Raw genomic sequence first — 18,198 nt, 5'->3', positions numbered from 1 at the left:
TGGGTTATTTTTTCCTGCGAATTCGATAAAAAAAGATAAAAAAATGGACTTTAAATACCTCAAGCAAATTGAATTATTAAGTGCCACCATTTCATTGGACCCAACATGAATAACAATCCCTTTTCACGTTTCTTTGCAGCACTGGGCTCTGTCCTGTCGCGACTCGTTGGTCGTATCAGCTGGAGCTCTCCGCCCTGGGTCCGGGAATTAGGTCAGCGAGCCCGCCGAAAACCCGCGCAATTCGTGGGTACCGTGATTTCGGCCCTCATTCTGGTGGCCGCACTGGCCTATGCCTATCAATGGTATCAAAATCGCCCGGTTCCCGAACGGATTATCGCAAGGATTACCGCCCCTGAAATAACCCCGGTGGCGGATGAATTAATTCCCGAACCGGTGATTTTTGATTTTGGTGTGAACCGGGATGGCGGGTTGCTGAGCCAATCGGTGGCCCCTTTAAAGCTCATCGGCAAGGAAGTTACTGAAGGCATTACGCTGTCGCCTGAGATCCCGGGGCTTTGGAAATGGGAAAATGATCATCGCCTGATTTTTACTCCCAGTCAGGATTGGCCTGCTGGTCAAACCTATCAGGTAACATTGGATAAAACGGCCGTTGCTGACAGCAGCCGGATGGAGACCCTGACGTATCAATTTGCAACCCAACCGTTTAGCGTCAAAATCAGTCAATTGAAATTTTATCAGGATCCGGTGAAACCCAATGTACGGCAGGTGGTAGCCACCGTGCGTTTTAATTATCCTGTGGACACGTCCAGTTTTGAGAATAACACCCGGTTGATACTGGAAGCCATTAAAAAAGACAAACTGGATATGGCCGCACAACAGTATCAATTTACAGTCACGTATGGCAAGCACAATCGCGTGGCGTATCTGCGTTCAGAGACCTTGCAACTGCCTGAAATCTCGCGTTATCTCGTCTTATCCATCGGTCCCGGGGTTAAGTCAGCCAGTCAATCCAGTGAAACGGAGGTGGCGGTCAGCAGGAATGTGCTGCTTCCTGACATGGGCAGTTACTTTAAAGTGGTTAAAGTGGATGCCGCCATTGTACGGAACAACAAAGATCAACCGGAACAGGTTCTCAATCTGGAAACGTCCGTGGGTGTTAATGAGGCGGAATTAAACAAATACCTGCATGTCTACCTTCTGCCTGAGGATTATCCCGCGACGCGTACACAAGGGGAGATAAAAAATTATCAGTGGCAGAATCCCGGTGAGGTCACAGCCAACATCCTGGCTCTGGCAACGCCACTTAATAAAACCACCATTCCTGCTGCCCAACATTTCGCTACGTTGCACAGTTATCAATTTACAGTGAATGAACCCCGTTACCTGTACGTCAAACTTAATAAAGGCATCAAGAGTTTTGGCGATTTCGTCTTAAGCAGTGACTACGCGACCATTGTCAAAGTGCCGGAATTCCCGCGCGAAATCGGCTTTTTACATAAAGGCGCTCTGCTGGCTTTAAACAGCGAGCGGAAACTGTCGGTGACGGTGCGCGGGCTTTCTGCTGTTAAATTTGAAATTGCCCGGGTTATGCCGGATAACATCAATCAGCTGGTAACCCAGACACAAGGGGATTTCAATAATCCATATTTCATCAATCAAAGCTTTAATCAGCAGAACATCAGTCAGCTTTTTTCTGAACTACGCCAGTTCGATAACTCCGATTTAAGCAGGCAGCAGTATACCGCCCTGGATTTGGGTAAATACGTCAACACCGAGCTCAACAGTCAGGGACCGCAGGGTTTATTCCTGCTCAAGGCTACGGGCTGGGATATGAACAACAATACCCCGCTTGATGTCAAAAACAGCCGTTTGATTTTGATGACGGATCTGGGTTTGATTGTGAAGGACAACAGCGACAAATCCCATGATGTCTTTGTGCAGTCGATTACTGGGGGAGTGCCTGTGGTGAATGCCATGGTTGCGGTTTTGGGTAAAAACGGGCTGCCGGTATTAACGCGTTTCACGGATGCACAGGGTCGCGCCAATTTCCCTCCCCTCAATGATTTTATCGAAGACAGGGAGCCCGTGGCTTATTTAGCCAGTTTCGGCAGTGATGTCTCATTTATTCCCTACAATAATCCCGGTCGGCAATTGAATTATTCCCGTTATGATGTCGGAGGGGTTTACAATGCCGATGAAAAAAACCGTCTCAGTGCCTTCCTGTTTACCGACCGGGGCATTTATCGTCCCGGGGACGAAGCGCACATTGGCGTCATTGTCAAACAAACCTTTGCCAAACCCCAGCCTGCGGGTTTACCCCTCCAGGCCACGGTCACTGATCCGCGAGGCACCACCATTCTGGATAAAAAATTCACTCTGGATGCGTCAGGTTATATGAGTTTTGATGTCGCAACCAATGCCACCTCTCCCACGGGGCCGTATTATGTTAACCTCTACATCGTAAAGGATAACCAGGCCGACAGTTACCTGGGCTCGGTGAATTTCCGCGTGTCTGAGTTTCAACCGGATCGCATGCGCATCACCTCGCAATGGTCACAACCGCGCTCGGAAGGCTGGATGTCGCCTGCCGATTTAAGTGCTAAAGTGGGTCTTTGGAATCTGTATGGCGCTCCCGCGGCTGAGCGCACTGTCAGCGCCAAAATTTTACTGACTCCGCAACGCGTGGCCTTTGATAAATACCCTGATTATGTTTTTGCTGATCCGCTGCTTGATTCTGACAAACCTGCGAAAGTGTTTACGGATAATTTGCCGGAGACTAAAACGGATGCGGAAGGCTTGGCCGTTTTCAATCTGGACCTGGAGCGATTTGACAAGGCGACTTATCAGCTGACCTTTTTTGCCGAAGGATTTGAAGCCCAGGGTGGCCGCAGTGTTGCTACGCAATTGACGGCCCTGGTTAGTCCTTTAAGCTACCTTATCGGTTATAAACCGGATGGCGATTTAAAGTACATCAAGCAGAACAGTACCCGGCAAGTCGAGTTTATCGCCATCGATCCTCAGTTAAAGCCCATGGCTGTCAATGACTTGAAACTGAACCTTTACTCCTTAAGGCCGGTTTCAACACTGGTTAAAAAACCGGATGGCACTTATCAATACCAATCGATTGTTCAATCCACGCTGGTGAGCAGCCAGCCGCTTGGTATTGCTGAACAGGGGATTCAATACCCGTTGTCAACGGATCAAATCGGTGATTTTTCCGTTCAGGTAACGGATAAAAACAATACTGTGCTGAGCCAATTCAATTTCAGCGTGGTTGGCGAAAGTCAAATTCCGCTGGCAAAGAATGCCGAATTAACAGTCAAGCTCAGTAAGGAAGAGTATAATGCGGATGAAGACATTGAGCTGCAGATTACTGCACCCTATACTGGTGCCGGATTAATCACCATTGAGCGGGACAAAGTCTATGCAACCCAATGGTTTAAAACGGAGACAACCAGTTCGGTCCAGACTATTCACATTCCTGCCGATTTTGAGGGCAACGGTTATGTGAATGTCGCCTTTGTACGAGATTGGAATTCGCCCGAAATCGTTATCAGCCCTTTAAGCTACAGCGTCATTCCTTTCAAGGTCAGCCATGACAATCATGCGGTGAAAATTGCGCTCAACACACCGCAGCTGGCAAGACCCGGTGAACCGTTTACTATTGAATACCAGACGGACAAGCCTGGAAAAATCATCGTCTATGCTGTCGATGAAGGCATTTTGCAGGTGGCTAACTATCAAGTGCCCGATCCGTTAAGCTTCTTTTTTCAGAAAAGAGCACTCGAAGTGTTGACGCAGCAAACAGTCGATCAGATTCTGCCTAAATTTGTTCAAGAGCGTGAATTGTCGACGGTGGGGGGCGATGGCGGCGAAGAGTTCCTGGCGAATCACTTAAACCCATTCAAACGCAAAACCGATTTACCCGTGGTGTATTGGTCAGGGATTATGGACGCCGATCAAACTCCAAGGCAGGTGCAATACCAGGTGCCGGATTATTTCAGCGGTACGTTACGAGTCATGGCGGTTGCCGTGGCCGAGGATGCCGTGGGTGGCGCAACCAAGGAATCGCAGGTGCGCGGGCATTTTGTCATCAATCCCAATGTGCCTGCGTTCGTGGCTCCCGGGGATGAGTTTGAGGTGACGGCAAGCATTGCCAATAACATCAAAGACTCAGGAGACGCTGCGGCTATTGATGTTGCGCTGACGGTTACTCCCGGATTGGAGATTATGGGTGATGCCAAGACCTCACTGACCATTGGTGAAGGCAAGGAAAAGACGGTCAGATATAAATTACGGGCAAAGACCGTTCTTGGTTCCGCCTCGCTGACTTTCGTAACCAGTGCAGGGGCTAAGTCCAGTAAAATGGATGCGACCTTAAGTATCAGACCTCCTACGGCCTTCCTCACCTCGGTTAAAAGCGGCAGCACCACGAGTGGAACCAAAAGCCTGACTCTGGATAGAAACCTGTATCCCGAATACAGGCATGTCGAGGCAGCGATGTCCAGCAGCCCACTGATCCTCGTCACCGGCCTGGAGCGCTATTTAAATGATTATCCTTATGGCTGTACGGAACAATTAACGAGTAAGGCTCTGCCTTTGCTGGCCATGGGTAAGCAGCCCTGGTTTAACAGCAACGCCGCCTCCATTACCGATCGGTTGACAACGACCTTCCAGATGCTTGGGCAACGTCAGATGACTAGCGGGGGGTTTAGCTACTGGCCAGGTATGACAGCCAGTGACAGCGATCGTTTTGTTTCTGTCTATGCCATGCACTTTATTACGGAAGCTAAGGCGCAGGGTTATAACATCCCCAATGAACTGTATTATGCGGGCATCGCCTTTTTAAAGGAATTGGCTGCTCCAAATCCCCGAAACCTCGAAGAGGCGCGATTACAAGCCTACGCCATTTATCTGTTAACCCGCAATGAAGTCGTCACAACCAATTATTTAACCAACCTGCAACTTTATCTGGAAAAAGAGCAGGCAAAAGTCTGGCGTGAAGACATTCTCGGGGCTTACATTGCTGCCAGCTATCAATTGCTGAAAAGCGAGGATGAAGCGCAGCAACTGATCGGCCGCTACAAGGCGCCTGTCGATGCCTCACCCACTGATTTTTACAGCAAATCGATTGCCAATGCCCAATACCTTTATTTAGTCGCCAGTCATTTCCCGGAGAGACTCGGAAAAATGACTGATCAGTACGTTATCCCACTGGTATCGGCGATGAATAATGGCGAAATTAACACTTTGCTGGCCGGTTATTCCAGTTTGGCGCTCGGCGCGTATGCACAGGCCGTGGAAGCGGATGGTTCAGGACGCTTCTCAATGACCGAAACCCTGGCGGATAATACATCCAACGCCGTACCTGCCAGCAATCCCGTTTTCCAGAAGGCGTTATTGGAAAGCGGGGTTAAGGAAATTACTTTCAATAATCCAGGAAAGCAGTCTATTTTTTATCAACTGATTCAAGCGGGCTTTGATCAACAGGCACCCACGGAGGCCTTGAAGCAAGGGATAGAAATTGACCGTGAATACCGCAATGTGGATGGCAATGTCATCGACACCATTGCCCTGGGTAAAGAGATGGAAGTCCATATTCAGGTCAGGGCATTGGATGATCGTTATTTGAATAACGTAGCCATTGTCGATCTGTTACCCGGCGGCTTTGAGGTGGTTAGGGATTCCGTGAATATGAAATACCTCGATTATGCCGATGTCCGTGAAGATCGTGTCATCTTCTTCACCGGGCTTGGCTCTGAGGCGACTGAAATTGTTTATCGCATTAAAGCGATTAATAATGGACAATACATCGTACCACCCGTGTATGCCCAGGCGATGTATCAGCCCAATGTTCAGGCTTACAGCGCCGCTGGCAAATTAAGCGTCACCACCGAGGAGTAATCCTTGAAAATCAGGATTTTGGGGGAGTAAAAGAGCGTACGCAACGCACTCTCTCAAAATCATCTTCGCCCGAATCATGGTGATCCTGGTCTGAAAAATAAAGATCCCAGGCACTGTATTCGGGATAACCGGCAAATTCGCTTGAGCTCCAGTAATAGTCCTTCGCAAAACCGCCGATTTCCTTGTAATGCTTATAAAGACAGTGCAGTTGCTTTTTTGCGGGAAGAAACCAGTCACGGTAACAGGGTTGACCCTCTTTGCAAGGAGTATTGCCTGCCGCATCGACTTCATAATCAAGACAGAGTTTCGCAGCGTAACTGGAGTCGTCGCCTAATTTTTCTCTAATCGCCTGACTGTTGCCCAAACCATCCGTTTCGCTTTGGGCTGCAGGGCCAATGGCAATTCCCTGCCCACCCCAACTGATGCCATCACTGTTGTCCTGGCTTGCGGCGATAAGGTTATAAAGATCGCCATTGCTCTGCAGGCAAGCAACCACACCGCCTTCATACGCGACACCGTAATGGAGCGTTTTCTCTGAGTTTGAGGCGAAGGCAGGCAGGTTGAGAAAGGCTATAAAGCACACTGAGAGCGTGATTTGACTGGTCCCTTTCATTTTTCTTCCTTATTTGACGGTCAGGGTAACGCAGCAGTTTCTCTCAGTATAGTTAAGGGCAGATGATTCTGCTTATTGGTATTTCAAGGGCTGATTTTCTGGCGGGTTCGGTGCCTGTTTTACAGGGCGGACGATAAAAAATGCAGAAGAGCTGGCGTTGGTCTGAAGGGGGGTATTCCCTGCCTGTGGCGGCTCAGGCGCTTCATCTAACGGAGGTGGAAGAAAGCTGTAGAGATCAATCTCGCCAGACACGGCAGGAAAATGTTGGACGATTTGTTGCAGCAGTTCAGGGCTTAGGTACTCGGGGGATAATATTTCAAGGCTTTTAAGAATGTCATACATATCATTAGTGACAATCTGAATGTAACGATTTTGTGATAATGTTAAAGCCAGATGATAGGCTTCGTTGTGTTTATTGCATTTCAGGGGTATTTTGGTTTGAGTCAGGCGAAAATACACTTTAGACAAGGCTTCGGGTTTAATTTCAAACTCTATTTTGACCCCCAGGCGCCCGGACGTAATGCGAACGGCACAGACGCTGTATGAATGCGGTTGCTGTTCTGAAAAAGTATGGATTTTGGGGCGGTTATTCACTTTTTCAACCGGGGTGTTCGCCTCAGCCAGACTTAACCGGTGGGGGGTATTGTCCGCGGAAAAGGCTTTGGGTTTAGGATTTTTCTTTTTCTTAAAAAAATCAAGGAATTTATCAAATGTCGATTTCATACAGTAGCCTGATGGTTGAATTGGGTGACCAGCATTTTGCGAATAACGACGGCAGTTAGCAAGACGATTAACCGTCGAATGAATTGAAACGAAGTAAAATATTTTTTCAAAGGTAATTGCGGAACAAGTTGTACAAATTTAAAATACCTCCAACCGAGTGATTCTATTGTTCTCCGCGTTCAAATAACGATTCATTACCCAAGGATAATAAAATGACGACACGTAAAGGCAATGCCGCTTGTATTGGCTTGTTTCTCGTAAGCCTCCTTGCCAGTTTTAATTGCCAGGCCTGGTCAGCGGTAAGCGTTGGTGTGGGCTGGTATGGCGGCAATACCCATTATCACCCCGGGTATGGGCCGCGCGCTTATTATTACGATCCAGGCCCTTATTGGGGTCCTCCTGTGCCCAATGTCATTATCAATGTGCCTGTGGAGAATTATTATGTTCCACGCTGCCAGGAGTATGAGGTGTGCGATAATTATTATGATGAATGCTGGATAGAAAGGCGTTGCAATTAAGCCGCTGTCTTTCAGGCTGCAGGCTTTCGCCTGCAGCTGCGTGTGATTTTAAACTTAACACTATTTTTTCACCGGATTTTAAAAAACTATGGTCTTTTTAAGTTAAAATAGTGGGTACTGTTTCAAGCGGTTTTCCATTATGCCTTTTGCCCATGTGTTATTAGCCCTGGTTGTGGTGCTTGTCTGGGGTGTTAATTTCCTTTTTGTTAAATTTGCTCTGGATGAAATGTCCCCTTTGCTGCTTTGCGCCCTGCGCTTTGTGCTGGCAAGCCTGCCGGCGGTTTTTTTTATTAAACCGCCAAAGGTCCCCTTTACCTTAATTGCCTCCTATGGTCTGGTGATGTTTGCCCTGCAGTTTTCCTTATTGTTTTTAGGCATGCATGCCGGCATGACCCCAGGAATGGCGTCACTGATTATTCAGGTGCAGGTTTTTTTCAGCCTGTTCTTTGCCGTCGTATTTTTAAAAGAGCAGCCTCATCTGTTGCAGATCATGGGAGCCATCGTTTCGTTTGCCGGCATCGGCCTTGTCGCCTTGCATCTTGATAGCCACATCACCTTAACCGGATTCCTGTTCATTCTTGCTGCTGCTGCCACCTGGGGTATTGGCAATTTGATTACCAAAAAATTTCAAGGCGTCAATATGATGGCGGTGGTGGTTTGGGGCAGCTTTGTAGCCAGTATTCCGATGCTGCTTTTATCCCTCCTGCTGGAAGGGCCGGCGAGCATGGCTTACACCTACCATCATGTCAACTGGTTGGGTATTGGTTCTCTGTTTTATATTGTGTACATCTCCACCTGGGTGGGCTATGGGGTATGGAACTGGCTAATAAGCCGTTACCCGGTAGGTATGGTGGTTCCCTATACGTTATTAGTACCCGTTGTGGGCGTTTTCAGTTCAATCATTGTATTAGGCGAGCCCTTTGAGCTTTGGAAGGTGGCAGCCGGCATGCTGGTTATTTGCGGTTTAATGATAAATGTTTTGAGTACGCGATTAGCCCGAGTCAAATTACAACCAGCGACCTAACCCGGAAAGGGATGGAAAAAGGTGGCTTCATGCTTGTTATAAAACAGATTTAAAACCCGGGAATTGGGAATGTTCTGCAATTCCTTGATAATTTGCAGATCCGTTTCTCCCTGCAGTTTAATGGTAAAAATCAATTGCTTTGCTTTACCTGAAGCTATCCATTGCTTAATCAAACGAAAAGCCCGCTCGGGATAGCAGGCCACGTCGGACAGCACCCAGTCATAGGACTCTGTCAGTTTATCGGGCTCAAGTGCGAAAGCGCTTTGCTTTAGGAAATGAACGCGCGGTAAACCTGCGATTGGATCAGCCAAGGGCGCTTTGTCAACTGCCGTGACGCTGGCGCCCAAGCTTTGCATGACAAAGGTCCACCCCCCGGGTGAGGCTCCCAAATCAAGGGCTTTTTCCCCTGCTTTGGGATAATGGTTAAGCAGGGTCAGGGCTTCCCATAATTTTAAATAAGCCCGATTGGGTGGATTGACCTTGTCTTCAATGAATAAACATTCACCGTCCGGCCATGGATTCGTTCGCTCTGTGCTGTACACCAGCGTATTCTTATCAAGAAGAAAAAAGACATTCACTGGCGGCAGATCATGCGTCAGTGGAAAATGACGCATCAGAGACGGTGTTTTTCGCAATTTTTCTTCGATTAATCGACCGCGGCGAACATGCGTTAAGGGATGAAGGTACCAGAATTTGCCCGCATTTTTTAATGCAGCGGCCGCTTGGGAAATGGATTCAAATTCAATAAATTGAGGATTGAGCCAACTGTCTTTTGCAAAGCAAACAGTCTGCGACTGACGTGGGGAAAAGAAAAGGTCTCCAATTGTCAGACTATCCTTGCCAAGTTCTTTTGCCAACTCCTTGTGGTATTCGGGTTTGGCAAGATAAATTGCCGCGGCGTTCTTTACTGTATCCATATTAATCTGCGAGTAGAATTTTGACAAAACGAATGGCCATGAGTCTGTTTAATGCAGTTGTCACGATGAATTAAGACTCAATCATGTCATCAAGGCTTTTTTGACGATGTTTGTTTTTCCACTCGAGATCAATGCTGCCTTTTTGCAGAGAGGCCAGCGACTGATCGACGGCGACGCGGTTATCAAAAACGAAACAACTCCCTTGCCATAACGATTCGTGTGCGGGGATTTTTTCAAGGTAATTAAGAATTCCGCCTTCCAGATGATAGACCTTTTCAAAGCCCAGTTGCTTCAGGTAAGCGGTGGATTTTTCACAGCGTATCCCGCCGGTACAAAACATGGCTATTTTCTTATCTTTATTTTCAAGCAGGTTTTTTTCAACGTAGTCTGGAAAATCGCGGAAATTAACCGTTTTAGGATTAATGGCCCGCTTAAACGTGCCTAATTCAATTTCATAGTCGTTGCGGGTGTCAATAACCAGCACGTTTTCATCGTCGATAAGGGCATTCCATTCTTCCGGTTTCACGTAGTCACCGGCATTGCTTTGTGCATCGACGTTGGCCACGCCCATGGAAACAATTTCTTTGCGTAACTTCACTTTGGACTTGTCGAAGGGGTTGGTGCTGTCGTAATTTTCCTTGAAATGAATGCCTTTAAATTCAGGGTAAGCGCTAAGGTAGGCAATGAACGTATCCACTTGCTCCCGAGTGCCGCTGAAGCTGCCATTGATTCCTTCGTTTGCCAGAATGAGGGTACCCTTGATGTCAAGCTCAATTAATTTCGAAAGAAGAATTTCACGCAATTGTTCGGGGTTGGCGATGGGGGTGAATTTATAGAAAGCAATAATAACAAACGAATTCATAATCCTACCTGTTGGAGTTAAAGCAACGACTGCCGGCATATTACCATTTTGCCATTAAAAAAATCTGCCCCTGTTTGAGATGGGAGGGGCAATAATGCTGTAAAATTATACAGGATTTCCCCGGGTTCAACCAGTAACCCTTCTGCAATTTCACTGCTACCCTTTTTTAGTTACAATCGTAAGTCCACGTATTTTAACTGTTTGCAGGTCCATTATGCCGTCATTTGATATTGTTTCCGAAATTAATGAAGTTGAGCTTAAAAATGCTGTCGATAATGCGGTACGGGAAATGGGGACGCGATTTGATTTTCGCGGGGTGGAGTCCAGCATTGAATTAAAAGAAATGACGGTCACATTAAAATCAGAATCGGATTTTCAGGTCAGACAACTTGAAGATTTATTTCGTACCCATTGCAGCAAACGTGGTGTCGATGCGTCCGGTGTGGACATGGAAGACAAACCGGTACACAGTGGAAAAACCTTCTCTTTGACAATGACGTTTAAACAGGGAATTGATCAACCCATGGCCAAGGACATCGTTAAAATCATTAAGGACAGTAAAGCAAAAGTACAAACGTCTATCCAGGGAGACAAGGTGCGGGTAACAGGAAAAAAACGCGATGATTTGCAGGAAATAATTGCCTTATTGAAGAAATCAGACATTAAAATCCCACTGCAATTTGATAATTTCCGCGATTAAAATTCGCAATCAGATGAAGATGTTTTAATCTTAAAATCAACTGTTTTTTATAAAAATTCTGCCAGGAATCTGGCAGAATTTTGAGTGGATTTGGCGATTAGCGTCGCATGGGATCATCAATGTTATTGCGCCCCTGACTAATTTTTTCCTGATTTTGGTTGTTGCCTTTACCCAGGTTTTGAGATTGAGTGGATTGGCCTTGGCCGCCTTTAACTGTTTGATTTTGACCCGGTTTTTGATTGATGCCAGCTTGTTTTTGGCCTTGCCCCTGAGTTTGGGTTTGATTATTTCCCATATTGCTCTGGGTTTGGTTTTTTCCGGATTGTTGATTATTGTCCATGATAATTCTCCTTATCATTGCTTGTCCAAAATTGAAGTAAGCTTAAGTAACCATAGAACATATGAAAGTATTATGCAAATAGCGAACATTTTTTATAAAAATTTTTACATAGAGCAATCGTTTGATATTTAAAAATTTTCCACTATATTTAAATCTCTTTATTATCAAAAAATTTGAAAAAAATGGTATTCATTACTATGCTTAAGATGTAGGTAGTAACGAAATGAGAATTTCGCTTAGTTACCGACAGCAAAGAACCACCCTCGGGTGGTTTTTGCTTTTTTTGTCACAAGTAAAGGAGTGATGCGATGTCAACGTTTAAGCATTCAGGGAAAAGAAACACCAATCCGACAGCGATTCCTCTCACCAATGACGAAGAGGAAGAACGTCTGGAAAATGATCATGGCTTTCAGGGCCCCGCCCCCATCGATGCAGTCACTGAGCAGCCAATGAAAAAAAATAGAAAAAATCAACCGGATACTTCAAATCCAGCCTCTTTTCATAAGTAATTTTGTGTAAATTATGCACAACTGGCGCTTAATGGTCTATTATATTAGACATATAGGTGATGACTGCCCTGGCTGAACCTAAATCAAATTTCGAATACGGAGATTGGTTTTGAAGAGCGGTGTGCGTCCTTGTGAATTAAGGAAACCTAAAGTCCTTCATAGATCGCCACAGTAAGAGCAGTTGCGGCTCAGAACTCAGGAAAGTCGTTACCTGTATCGCGAAGACCCTCCCTTTCTTTTTCAATTCCTCTACTCTTATCGTTTATCATGAAAAGCAATGATGGCATGGATAGCGCGGTTTCCGGGCTGAATTTTGGTGATAAATAAGGTCAATTTGTTAATAATTTGTTCTTGTCGTATACTTTATACACGTCTATAGACAAGGACAACGTCATGAAAAAACTAATTCTAGTAAGCAGCCTTTCTTTGTCCGCCTTCATGCTCTCCAGTTGCACGGTTACCAGCAGCACGTATTCACCCGGGTACAACAGCGATTACGTCTACTCCGTGGGTTATTATGGTTACAGGCCCTATTGGGGAAGCTATTACAGTTCCTATTATCCTGGTGTGACCTGGAGAAACAGCTACTGGTACGGTAATCGTTCACTTTATGGCGGTTATTATGGCAGTTCTTATGGAGTCGGTTTAGTTGGCCGCAGGTGGTAATCCCTGCGGCAGCAACAGCGGCTAGAGGCCGGGAATAGAGAGCGGTTGATGGGCCTCCTGGTTAAAATGATTCCTTAACGTGTCAGCGACAGCGTGCGATAAGGGTCCGGCAATGTTTTTTGATTCAATGGTCATCGCAACGGATTGAACCATCTCGTTAAGAATTTTCTGCATCGTCTCGGGAGTGAGCACTTCCAGTTGCAGGCCGATGTCTTCAATTGCCTGAACAAAGGCGCTTCTTGGCTCCTGATATCGATTCCCTTTCGTGGCATACCGGCAGTTATCCCGCACTTCGGGGAAACGCTGAATTTGCTTTTGATTGGTTCTGGCCACTCTGTGGCTTGCATCAATAGACAAAGCCGTTGCATACAAATCATTGGCCATCAGCATGCGGTTTTTAAATTTAAACTGGCAATGTTTATAGAAATAATCGCCTGCTATCGACAGGATATTGGCAAAAAATTTCTCATTTGTTGCATGATCGGTGATGGCTCTCATGGCGGCCACAAGCCGCATGGTTCCTGTGTTTACAGGAGGCTGAAAAAATAACCTCGGACTCAGCGTGTTAAACAACGGTGGCTGGCCTGCAATCAACGAACTGGCGGCAGCCGGCAGGGTGTTGGGCTGAGCAACGTGGGGCACGACGTTTGAGTCATCATCCATTGATTCCTCCTCGAATCCAGAGGCATCCATGTGATCGGGATCGAGGTGATCATCAACACGGTCAGGGGCGTCAGGGGCAGGAAATGCCTCCCGGTAGCGATGAAGCAGTGCCTTGGCATCGTCCACCACGATCAAGTCACTGGCAGAGGAATCGAGCCCGTCAATAAGCCTTTGACAACGCATCATGAACAGGTCGCAATCCTCTTTTTTCAATTCAAAGGTAGCCAGTGCGCGATAGTAACAGACTTCCAGTTCCATGGTGGGGGGTAAGGGGGTGATGAGTAACTGGCTGCTTTCCGTGTACGAAAGCATCTCGCTCATTGTTTCAGGGTTTGCGTCCAGTTTAAAAAGTGATTCCAGCGTATTGAGATAGCTTAAGTGCTGATCTATTGCGCTTAAGCCCGCTTGATGGCGGTAATGAATGGCCTCTCTTATCCAGGAGTTGCCGGCCTGCAAAAGCATTATCCGAGTCGGTAAAGACGCTTGATTGTCTTGTAAATCGAGCAGTTCATCGCTGATTTTTTCGCAGGTTTCTGAAGCCAGATTTAAAAGATCATGAATGAAGGCCTGATTGCATTTGACGTGGCTATGATTTCTGATTCGTTCAAAGAGCTGGATAATTTCAGGGATTTTTCCACGGATTTGCTGCCAAAGCATCTCCGTTTCCTCCCGTGAAAAACGATCCTCCTCAATAGCGGTCTGAATGATCATGCACTGCGTGTGAGCAATTTCAGCATTGACATAGCATAACGCGTCATAAAATGCAGAAGGAGGATGAAAATGGGGTTGAGCTGCGTACCGGTTCAGGGTTTCGAGTGCGCGGTGATAATGGGTCAGCGCCGCGTGGTAATCACCGCTGACGTAAGCTTCATCGGCTTTAACCTGATCGGGGGTGCCAAAATAATAAACCATAATGATGCTCTGCCTGATAAATTAAACAAGCTAGGCTAACACATGAATTTTTTTTGTTCAATAGGTAAAAAAAATGATTAAAATAAATGACTTAGGGACAGTGGAAGAGATTGCAAGACAGCGGTGCGGGAAGACTCCCGCACCAGGCGCCATTACTCCTTGGCGCGAGAGACGTATTCGCCTTTACGCGTATCCACTTTAATCAGTTCACCCGTTTGCACAAACAGCGGAACACGCACTACAGCGCCAGTTTCGAGCGTTGCAGGCTTACCGCCACCGCCTGATGTATCCCCTTTTAAGCCTGGGTCGGTTTCGGTGATGGTTAGGATAACAAAGTTCGGAGGTGTCACCTGAATGGGTTCGTTATTCCACAGTGTCACCATGCAGATATCCTGTTCTTTTAACCATTGGGCGGAGTCTGCCAGGGTTTCGGTACTGATTGCATATTGTTCAAAGTTGTCGGGTACCATGAAATGCCATTGTTCGCCATCATTATAAAGGTATTGCATTTCCACATCGGTGACATCGGCAGAGGATAAAGTCTCGTTTGATTTTAAGGTTCGCTCGACGACGCGGCCGGTTTTTAAATTGCGGATTTTGATGCGGGTAAAAGCCTGGCCTTTGCCGGGTTTGACGAACTCGCATTCAACAATGTTGCAGGGCGCACCGTCCACCATGACCTTCAAACCATTTTTTAAATCATTACTGCCGTAAATAGCCATTCGTTCTCCACAGTTGAGATTTTGTCGTAATTTCGCTAAAGTTCACGCAGTTTACCAATTTTGTACAATTAATGCGAGATGCTTCTGTGAGCTGGCAAAAAATTCTGGCACAAGGTTTTGCCACAAAAGAGGCGTTGCTGGATTACCTTTCCCTGCCTCACACGCTAGGCAGTGAGGGGGCCGAGCAGCAATTTAAGACCCGTGTCCCACGCGGTTTTGCCAGGCGGATGCAGGCAGGCAACCCGAACGACCCCTTACTGCTTCAAGTATTGGCTGTGGAGCAGGAACTGCATGAGACCTTAGGCTACAGTGTCGATCCCTTGGGGGAAGCGGCTGCTAATCCGATGCAGGGTTTAATTCATAAATACCAGGGCCGCGTGCTGTTAACATTGACCGGTGCATGTGCTGTCAATTGCCGCTATTGTTTTCGTCGACATTTTCCCTATCAGGATAACAATCCGGGCCGCGAAGGTTGGCGGCGTGTCATAGACTATATTCGTGAGGATTCAGCCATTCATGAAGTGATATTGAGCGGCGGCGATCCATTGATGGCGGCGGACCTGGTCATGGGCGAATTGATTAAGGCACTGGGTGAGATAAACCATGTACGCACTCTGCGGTTTCATACTCGCATTCCCATCGTCCTGCCGGAGCGCATCAATGCGACGTTATTAGACCAACTGGCCGCTTCGCGCTTGCGCAAAGTCATTGTTATTCACTGCAATCATCCCCAGGAGATAGACGAATCCGTGGCGAAAGCCTGCCTTGCCCTGCACCAGTCAGGCTGCCAATTGCTCAATCAATCGGTTCTGCTCAAGGGCATTAATGACGAGCCTGATGTCCTTGCCGCGTTGAGCGAACGCCTGTTCGATTGTAATGTCTTGCCTTATTACCTGCACGTGTTCGATAAGGTCAAGGGAGGCGCGCATTTTGACATGCCGGATGATGAGGCTTTGGCCATTTATCGCCAATTGCAAGCCCTGCTTCCAGGTTATCTGGTTCCCCGTCTGGTCAGAGAAGAGGCAGGGAAAAAACACAAAACCCTGCTGGTGTAACCGCTATTCAATGCCATGAGAATACAGAGCAATTAATTTTTCCTGAGCGCTGTAGGCGCCATGGGTTAAGGCTTTGTAACTGCCGTCTGCCTGCATTTCCCAGGCATTGCGATTGTCCTTCAGGTAATTTTTAAAAATTTCATTTTTTATGCGGCGCTGGCAGTCCTCATCGAGAATAGGAAACATGATTTCGATGCGGTTATAAAGATTGCGCTCCATCAAGTCTGCACTGGAGCAGAAATAAAATTCTTCTTCCTGTCTGCGGAAATAATAAATGCGATGGTGCTCAAGAAAGCGCCCGACAATGGAGATGACACGAATATTGTCCGAGATGCCGGGTATTCCCGGTTTAAGGCAGCAGAGGCTTCGTACCAGCAGCGTAATTTTTACGCCTGCCTGGGAGGCAAGGTAGAGCGCTTTGATCATGACCTTGTCGGTCAGGCCATTCACTTTGATAATAATTTCAGCCTCTTTGCCTTCCCTGGCGGTGACAGCGCAATCCTCAATCAATTGCAGCAGGTTTTTCTGCAGAGTAAACGGTGAGTGGCACAAGGCTTTGAGTTTGACCGTTTTACCCAAACCGGTCAGTTGCTGGAAAATAATCTGCGTGTCGGCGGTGATGGTGGACTCACTGGTTAACAAGCCAAAATCGGTGTAGCGTTTTGCGGTTTGCTCGTGGTAATTTCCTGTGCCGAGATGAACATAACGTTTCAGCTTGCCGTGCGTTCTTCTCACCACCAGTGTCATTTTGGCATGGGTTTTATAGCCCATTACACCATACAGGACCAGCACCCCGGCCTCATGCAGACGATTGGCCAGTTTAAGGTTTGATTCTTCATCGAAACGGGCCCGCAATTCCACGACGGCAGTTACTTCCTTGCCTGAGCGCGCCGCTTCAATCAGTGCTTTGACCATGATGGAATCGGAGCGGGTACGGTACAAGGTTTGTTTAATGGCCAGTACATTTGGATCGGCCGCGGCCTGGCGCACAAAATCAATGACCACATCAAAACTCTGGAAAGGATGGTGCAGGAGGATGTCCTGCTCATCCAGGACATTAAACAGGTTGCGTTTATGGGTAAGAAACGTCGGGTATTGGACATGCAGCGGCGGATAATTCAAGTTGGGGCGGTCGATTTGATTGATAACGCTGGCATAGCGCTGCAAATTAACCGGTCCATCGCAATAATAACTGTCTTCATGGTGAAGGTGGTGTTTCTGCAAAAGAAAATCCACGATGTGCGGCGGGCATTTTTTGTCGATTTCAAGCCGGACCACATGGCCGTAGTGGCGGGAGAATAATTCACGCTGTACAGCGACTGCCAGGTCTTCAATTTCTTCCTCGCGCAAAAACAAATCACTGTTTCGTGTTAAACGAAAAGGGTAGCAGCCATTGATTTCCATGCCCGGAAACAGGCTGTGGATGTGTGTTTGAATAATGGATGAAAGGTAAACAAAGTAACTGCCGCCTGAAGTACAGAGTTCAGATGGCAGGTGGATCATGCGCGGCAGAGAACGGGGGGCATGAACCACCGCATAATCGATGCTGCGATCGAATGCGTCCCGGCCCTGCAAGGCAATAATGAAATTGAGACTTTTATTAAATAAACGCGGGAACGGATGCGCCAGATCCAGCGCAATGGGGCTGACGATGGGGAGAATTTCATTTTTAAAATAATGCTTGGCCCACAACTGGATGTCTTCGCTCCATTCATCAATTTCGAGAAAATAAATGTTTTCTCTGCGCAGCGCCGGCATCAGTTCTCTATTGAAAATCTCATAAAGTTCATCGCTCAGAAGATGGGCCTTGCGGCTTAAATGATTAAATACATCATCGGCCGTTAAGCCATCGATATTGGGTTTGCGTGACGACAGGGCGATTTTTTCTTTCAGACCGGCGACGCGAATTTCAAAAAACTCATCAAGATTACTGCTGCATATGCATAAAAATCGCATGCGTTCCAGCAAGGGGACGCGTTCGTTTTTAGCCAGTTGTAAAACCCGTTCATTAAATGCCAGGGCAGTGAACTCGCGGTTGATGTAATATTCCGGATTGTCCAGAGATTCGCTCACACCGATCTCCTCCATTAAGATGGCCTCATTCGCCAA

The 18,198-nt window shown here is 47.0% G+C and carries 15 protein-coding genes; 7 read left to right on the top strand and 8 right to left on the bottom strand.

Annotated features, from left to right (window positions below; genetic code table 11):
• Positions 1–105: 105 nt before the first annotated feature.
• Positions 106–5,865 (top strand): alpha-2-macroglobulin, encoded by a 5,760-nt coding sequence (locus GH742_RS14060; protein WP_203455477.1) that lies wholly within the window; start codon positions 106–108, stop codon positions 5,863–5,865.
• 10 nt (positions 5,866–5,875) lie between these two features.
• Here the strand turns inward: GH742_RS14060 and GH742_RS14055 are convergent, their stop codons facing one another.
• On the bottom strand, positions 5,876–6,478 hold the full coding sequence (locus tag GH742_RS14055; protein ID WP_203455476.1) for a DUF1566 domain-containing protein: 603 nt from the start codon (positions 6,476–6,478) through the stop codon (positions 5,876–5,878).
• 72 nt (positions 6,479–6,550) lie between these two features.
• Positions 6,551–7,201: a hypothetical protein gene (locus GH742_RS14050; RefSeq protein WP_203455475.1), complete on the bottom strand. Its 651-nt coding sequence runs from the start codon at positions 7,199–7,201 to the stop codon at positions 6,551–6,553.
• A 212-nt stretch (positions 7,202–7,413) separates the two neighbouring features.
• Between GH742_RS14050 and GH742_RS14045 the strand changes: the two genes are divergently transcribed.
• Complete coding sequence (locus tag GH742_RS14045; protein ID WP_108290810.1) at positions 7,414–7,719, top strand: hypothetical protein; 306 nt, start codon at positions 7,414–7,416, stop codon at positions 7,717–7,719.
• Positions 7,720–7,858: 139 nt separating this feature from the next.
• Positions 7,859–8,743 carry an EamA family transporter gene (locus tag GH742_RS14040; RefSeq protein ID WP_203455474.1) on the top strand — a complete coding sequence of 295 codons (885 nt, stop codon included), beginning with the start codon at positions 7,859–7,861 and terminating at the stop codon, positions 8,741–8,743.
• Here GH742_RS14040 and GH742_RS14035 read toward each other — a convergent pair.
• Both GH742_RS14035 and GH742_RS14030 read right to left on the bottom strand, forming a co-directional pair.
• The gene (locus GH742_RS14035) at positions 8,740–9,660 is read right to left on the bottom strand and encodes an SAM-dependent methyltransferase (RefSeq protein WP_203455473.1); all 921 of its coding nucleotides are present in this window, start codon (positions 9,658–9,660) and stop codon (positions 8,740–8,742) included. The two genes, GH742_RS14040 and GH742_RS14035, sit on opposite strands and share 4 nt — an antisense overlap.
• Positions 9,661–9,730: 70 nt before the next feature.
• On the bottom strand, positions 9,731–10,522 hold the full coding sequence (locus tag GH742_RS14030) for a rhodanese-related sulfurtransferase (RefSeq protein WP_203455472.1): 792 nt from the start codon (positions 10,520–10,522) through the stop codon (positions 9,731–9,733).
• A 214-nt stretch (positions 10,523–10,736) separates the two neighbouring features.
• On the opposite strand from GH742_RS14030, the gene GH742_RS14025 reads away from it, so the two are divergent.
• Positions 10,737–11,222: a YajQ family cyclic di-GMP-binding protein gene (locus GH742_RS14025; RefSeq protein WP_203455471.1), complete on the top strand. Its 486-nt coding sequence runs from the start codon at positions 10,737–10,739 to the stop codon at positions 11,220–11,222.
• A gap of 97 nt (positions 11,223–11,319) precedes the next feature.
• Here the strand turns inward: GH742_RS14025 and GH742_RS14020 are convergent, their stop codons facing one another.
• Positions 11,320–11,562: a hypothetical protein gene (locus GH742_RS14020; RefSeq protein WP_203455470.1), complete on the bottom strand. Its 243-nt coding sequence runs from the start codon at positions 11,560–11,562 to the stop codon at positions 11,320–11,322.
• A 308-nt stretch (positions 11,563–11,870) separates the two neighbouring features.
• Between GH742_RS14020 and GH742_RS14015 the strand changes: the two genes are divergently transcribed.
• Both GH742_RS14015 and GH742_RS14010 read left to right on the top strand, forming a co-directional pair.
• Positions 11,871–12,071, top strand: a complete 201-nt coding sequence (locus tag GH742_RS14015; protein ID WP_203455469.1) for a hypothetical protein — start codon at positions 11,871–11,873, stop codon at positions 12,069–12,071.
• 393 nt (positions 12,072–12,464) lie between these two features.
• Positions 12,465–12,737 (top strand): hypothetical protein, encoded by a 273-nt coding sequence (locus GH742_RS14010; RefSeq protein ID WP_203456973.1) that lies wholly within the window; start codon positions 12,465–12,467, stop codon positions 12,735–12,737.
• Positions 12,738–12,758: 21 nt separating this feature from the next.
• Here GH742_RS14010 and GH742_RS14005 read toward each other — a convergent pair whose 3' ends face one another.
• Together GH742_RS14005 and efp are read right to left on the bottom strand one after the other, a co-directional pair.
• Positions 12,759–14,312 carry a hypothetical protein gene (locus GH742_RS14005; protein WP_203455468.1) on the bottom strand — a complete coding sequence of 518 codons (1,554 nt, stop codon included), beginning with the start codon at positions 14,310–14,312 and terminating at the stop codon, positions 12,759–12,761.
• A gap of 152 nt (positions 14,313–14,464) precedes the next feature.
• The gene (efp, locus tag GH742_RS14000) at positions 14,465–15,034 is read right to left on the bottom strand and encodes an elongation factor P (protein WP_203455467.1); all 570 of its coding nucleotides are present in this window, start codon (positions 15,032–15,034) and stop codon (positions 14,465–14,467) included.
• Between the two features lie 71 nt (positions 15,035–15,105).
• Here efp and epmB point away from each other — a divergent pair, with 71 nt between their 5' ends.
• Entirely contained in the window at positions 15,106–16,089 is a 984-nt protein-coding gene (gene epmB / locus GH742_RS13995; RefSeq protein WP_203455466.1) for an EF-P beta-lysylation protein EpmB, read from the top strand.
• Between the two features lie 3 nt (positions 16,090–16,092).
• Here epmB and ppk1 read toward each other — a convergent pair whose 3' ends face one another.
• Entirely contained in the window at positions 16,093–18,162 is a 2,070-nt protein-coding gene (gene ppk1, locus GH742_RS13990) for a polyphosphate kinase 1 (protein WP_203455465.1), read from the bottom strand.
• Positions 18,163–18,198: the final 36 nt, after the last annotated feature.

This window comes from Legionella sp. MW5194, from assembly GCF_016864235.1.
In the GTDB taxonomy this organism is placed as follows: domain Bacteria; phylum Pseudomonadota; class Gammaproteobacteria; order Legionellales; family Legionellaceae; genus Legionella_C.
This window is presented reverse-complemented; position numbering and strand designations above follow the sequence as displayed.

Excerpts from the sequence above, each read along its gene's own strand:
- GH742_RS14050 (WP_203455475.1), bottom strand. The coding sequence starts at position 7,201 with ATGAAATCGACATTTGATAAATTCCTTGATTTTTTTAAGAAAAAGAAA.
- GH742_RS14015 (WP_203455469.1), top strand. The coding sequence starts at position 11,871 with ATGTCAACGTTTAAGCATTCAGGGAAAAGAAACACCAATCCGACAGCG.
- GH742_RS14040 (WP_203455474.1), top strand. The coding sequence starts at position 7,859 with ATGCCTTTTGCCCATGTGTTATTAGCCCTGGTTGTGGTGCTTGTCTGG.
- GH742_RS14020 (WP_203455470.1), bottom strand. The coding sequence starts at position 11,562 with ATGGACAATAATCAACAATCCGGAAAAAACCAAACCCAGAGCAATATG.
- GH742_RS14035 (WP_203455473.1), bottom strand. The coding sequence starts at position 9,660 with ATGGATACAGTAAAGAACGCCGCGGCAATTTATCTTGCCAAACCCGAA.
- GH742_RS14005 (WP_203455468.1), bottom strand. The coding sequence starts at position 14,312 with ATGGTTTATTATTTTGGCACCCCCGATCAGGTTAAAGCCGATGAAGCT.
- GH742_RS14010 (WP_203456973.1), top strand. The coding sequence starts at position 12,465 with ATGAAAAAACTAATTCTAGTAAGCAGCCTTTCTTTGTCCGCCTTCATG.
- GH742_RS14060 (WP_203455477.1), top strand. The coding sequence starts at position 106 with ATGAATAACAATCCCTTTTCACGTTTCTTTGCAGCACTGGGCTCTGTC.
- epmB (WP_203455466.1), top strand. The coding sequence starts at position 15,106 with ATGCGAGATGCTTCTGTGAGCTGGCAAAAAATTCTGGCACAAGGTTTT.
- efp (WP_203455467.1), bottom strand. The coding sequence starts at position 15,034 with ATGGCTATTTACGGCAGTAATGATTTAAAAAATGGTTTGAAGGTCATG.
- GH742_RS14030 (WP_203455472.1), bottom strand. The coding sequence starts at position 10,522 with ATGAATTCGTTTGTTATTATTGCTTTCTATAAATTCACCCCCATCGCC.
- GH742_RS14045 (WP_108290810.1), top strand. The coding sequence starts at position 7,414 with ATGACGACACGTAAAGGCAATGCCGCTTGTATTGGCTTGTTTCTCGTA.
- GH742_RS14025 (WP_203455471.1), top strand. The coding sequence starts at position 10,737 with ATGCCGTCATTTGATATTGTTTCCGAAATTAATGAAGTTGAGCTTAAA.
- GH742_RS14055 (WP_203455476.1), bottom strand. The coding sequence starts at position 6,478 with ATGAAAGGGACCAGTCAAATCACGCTCTCAGTGTGCTTTATAGCCTTT.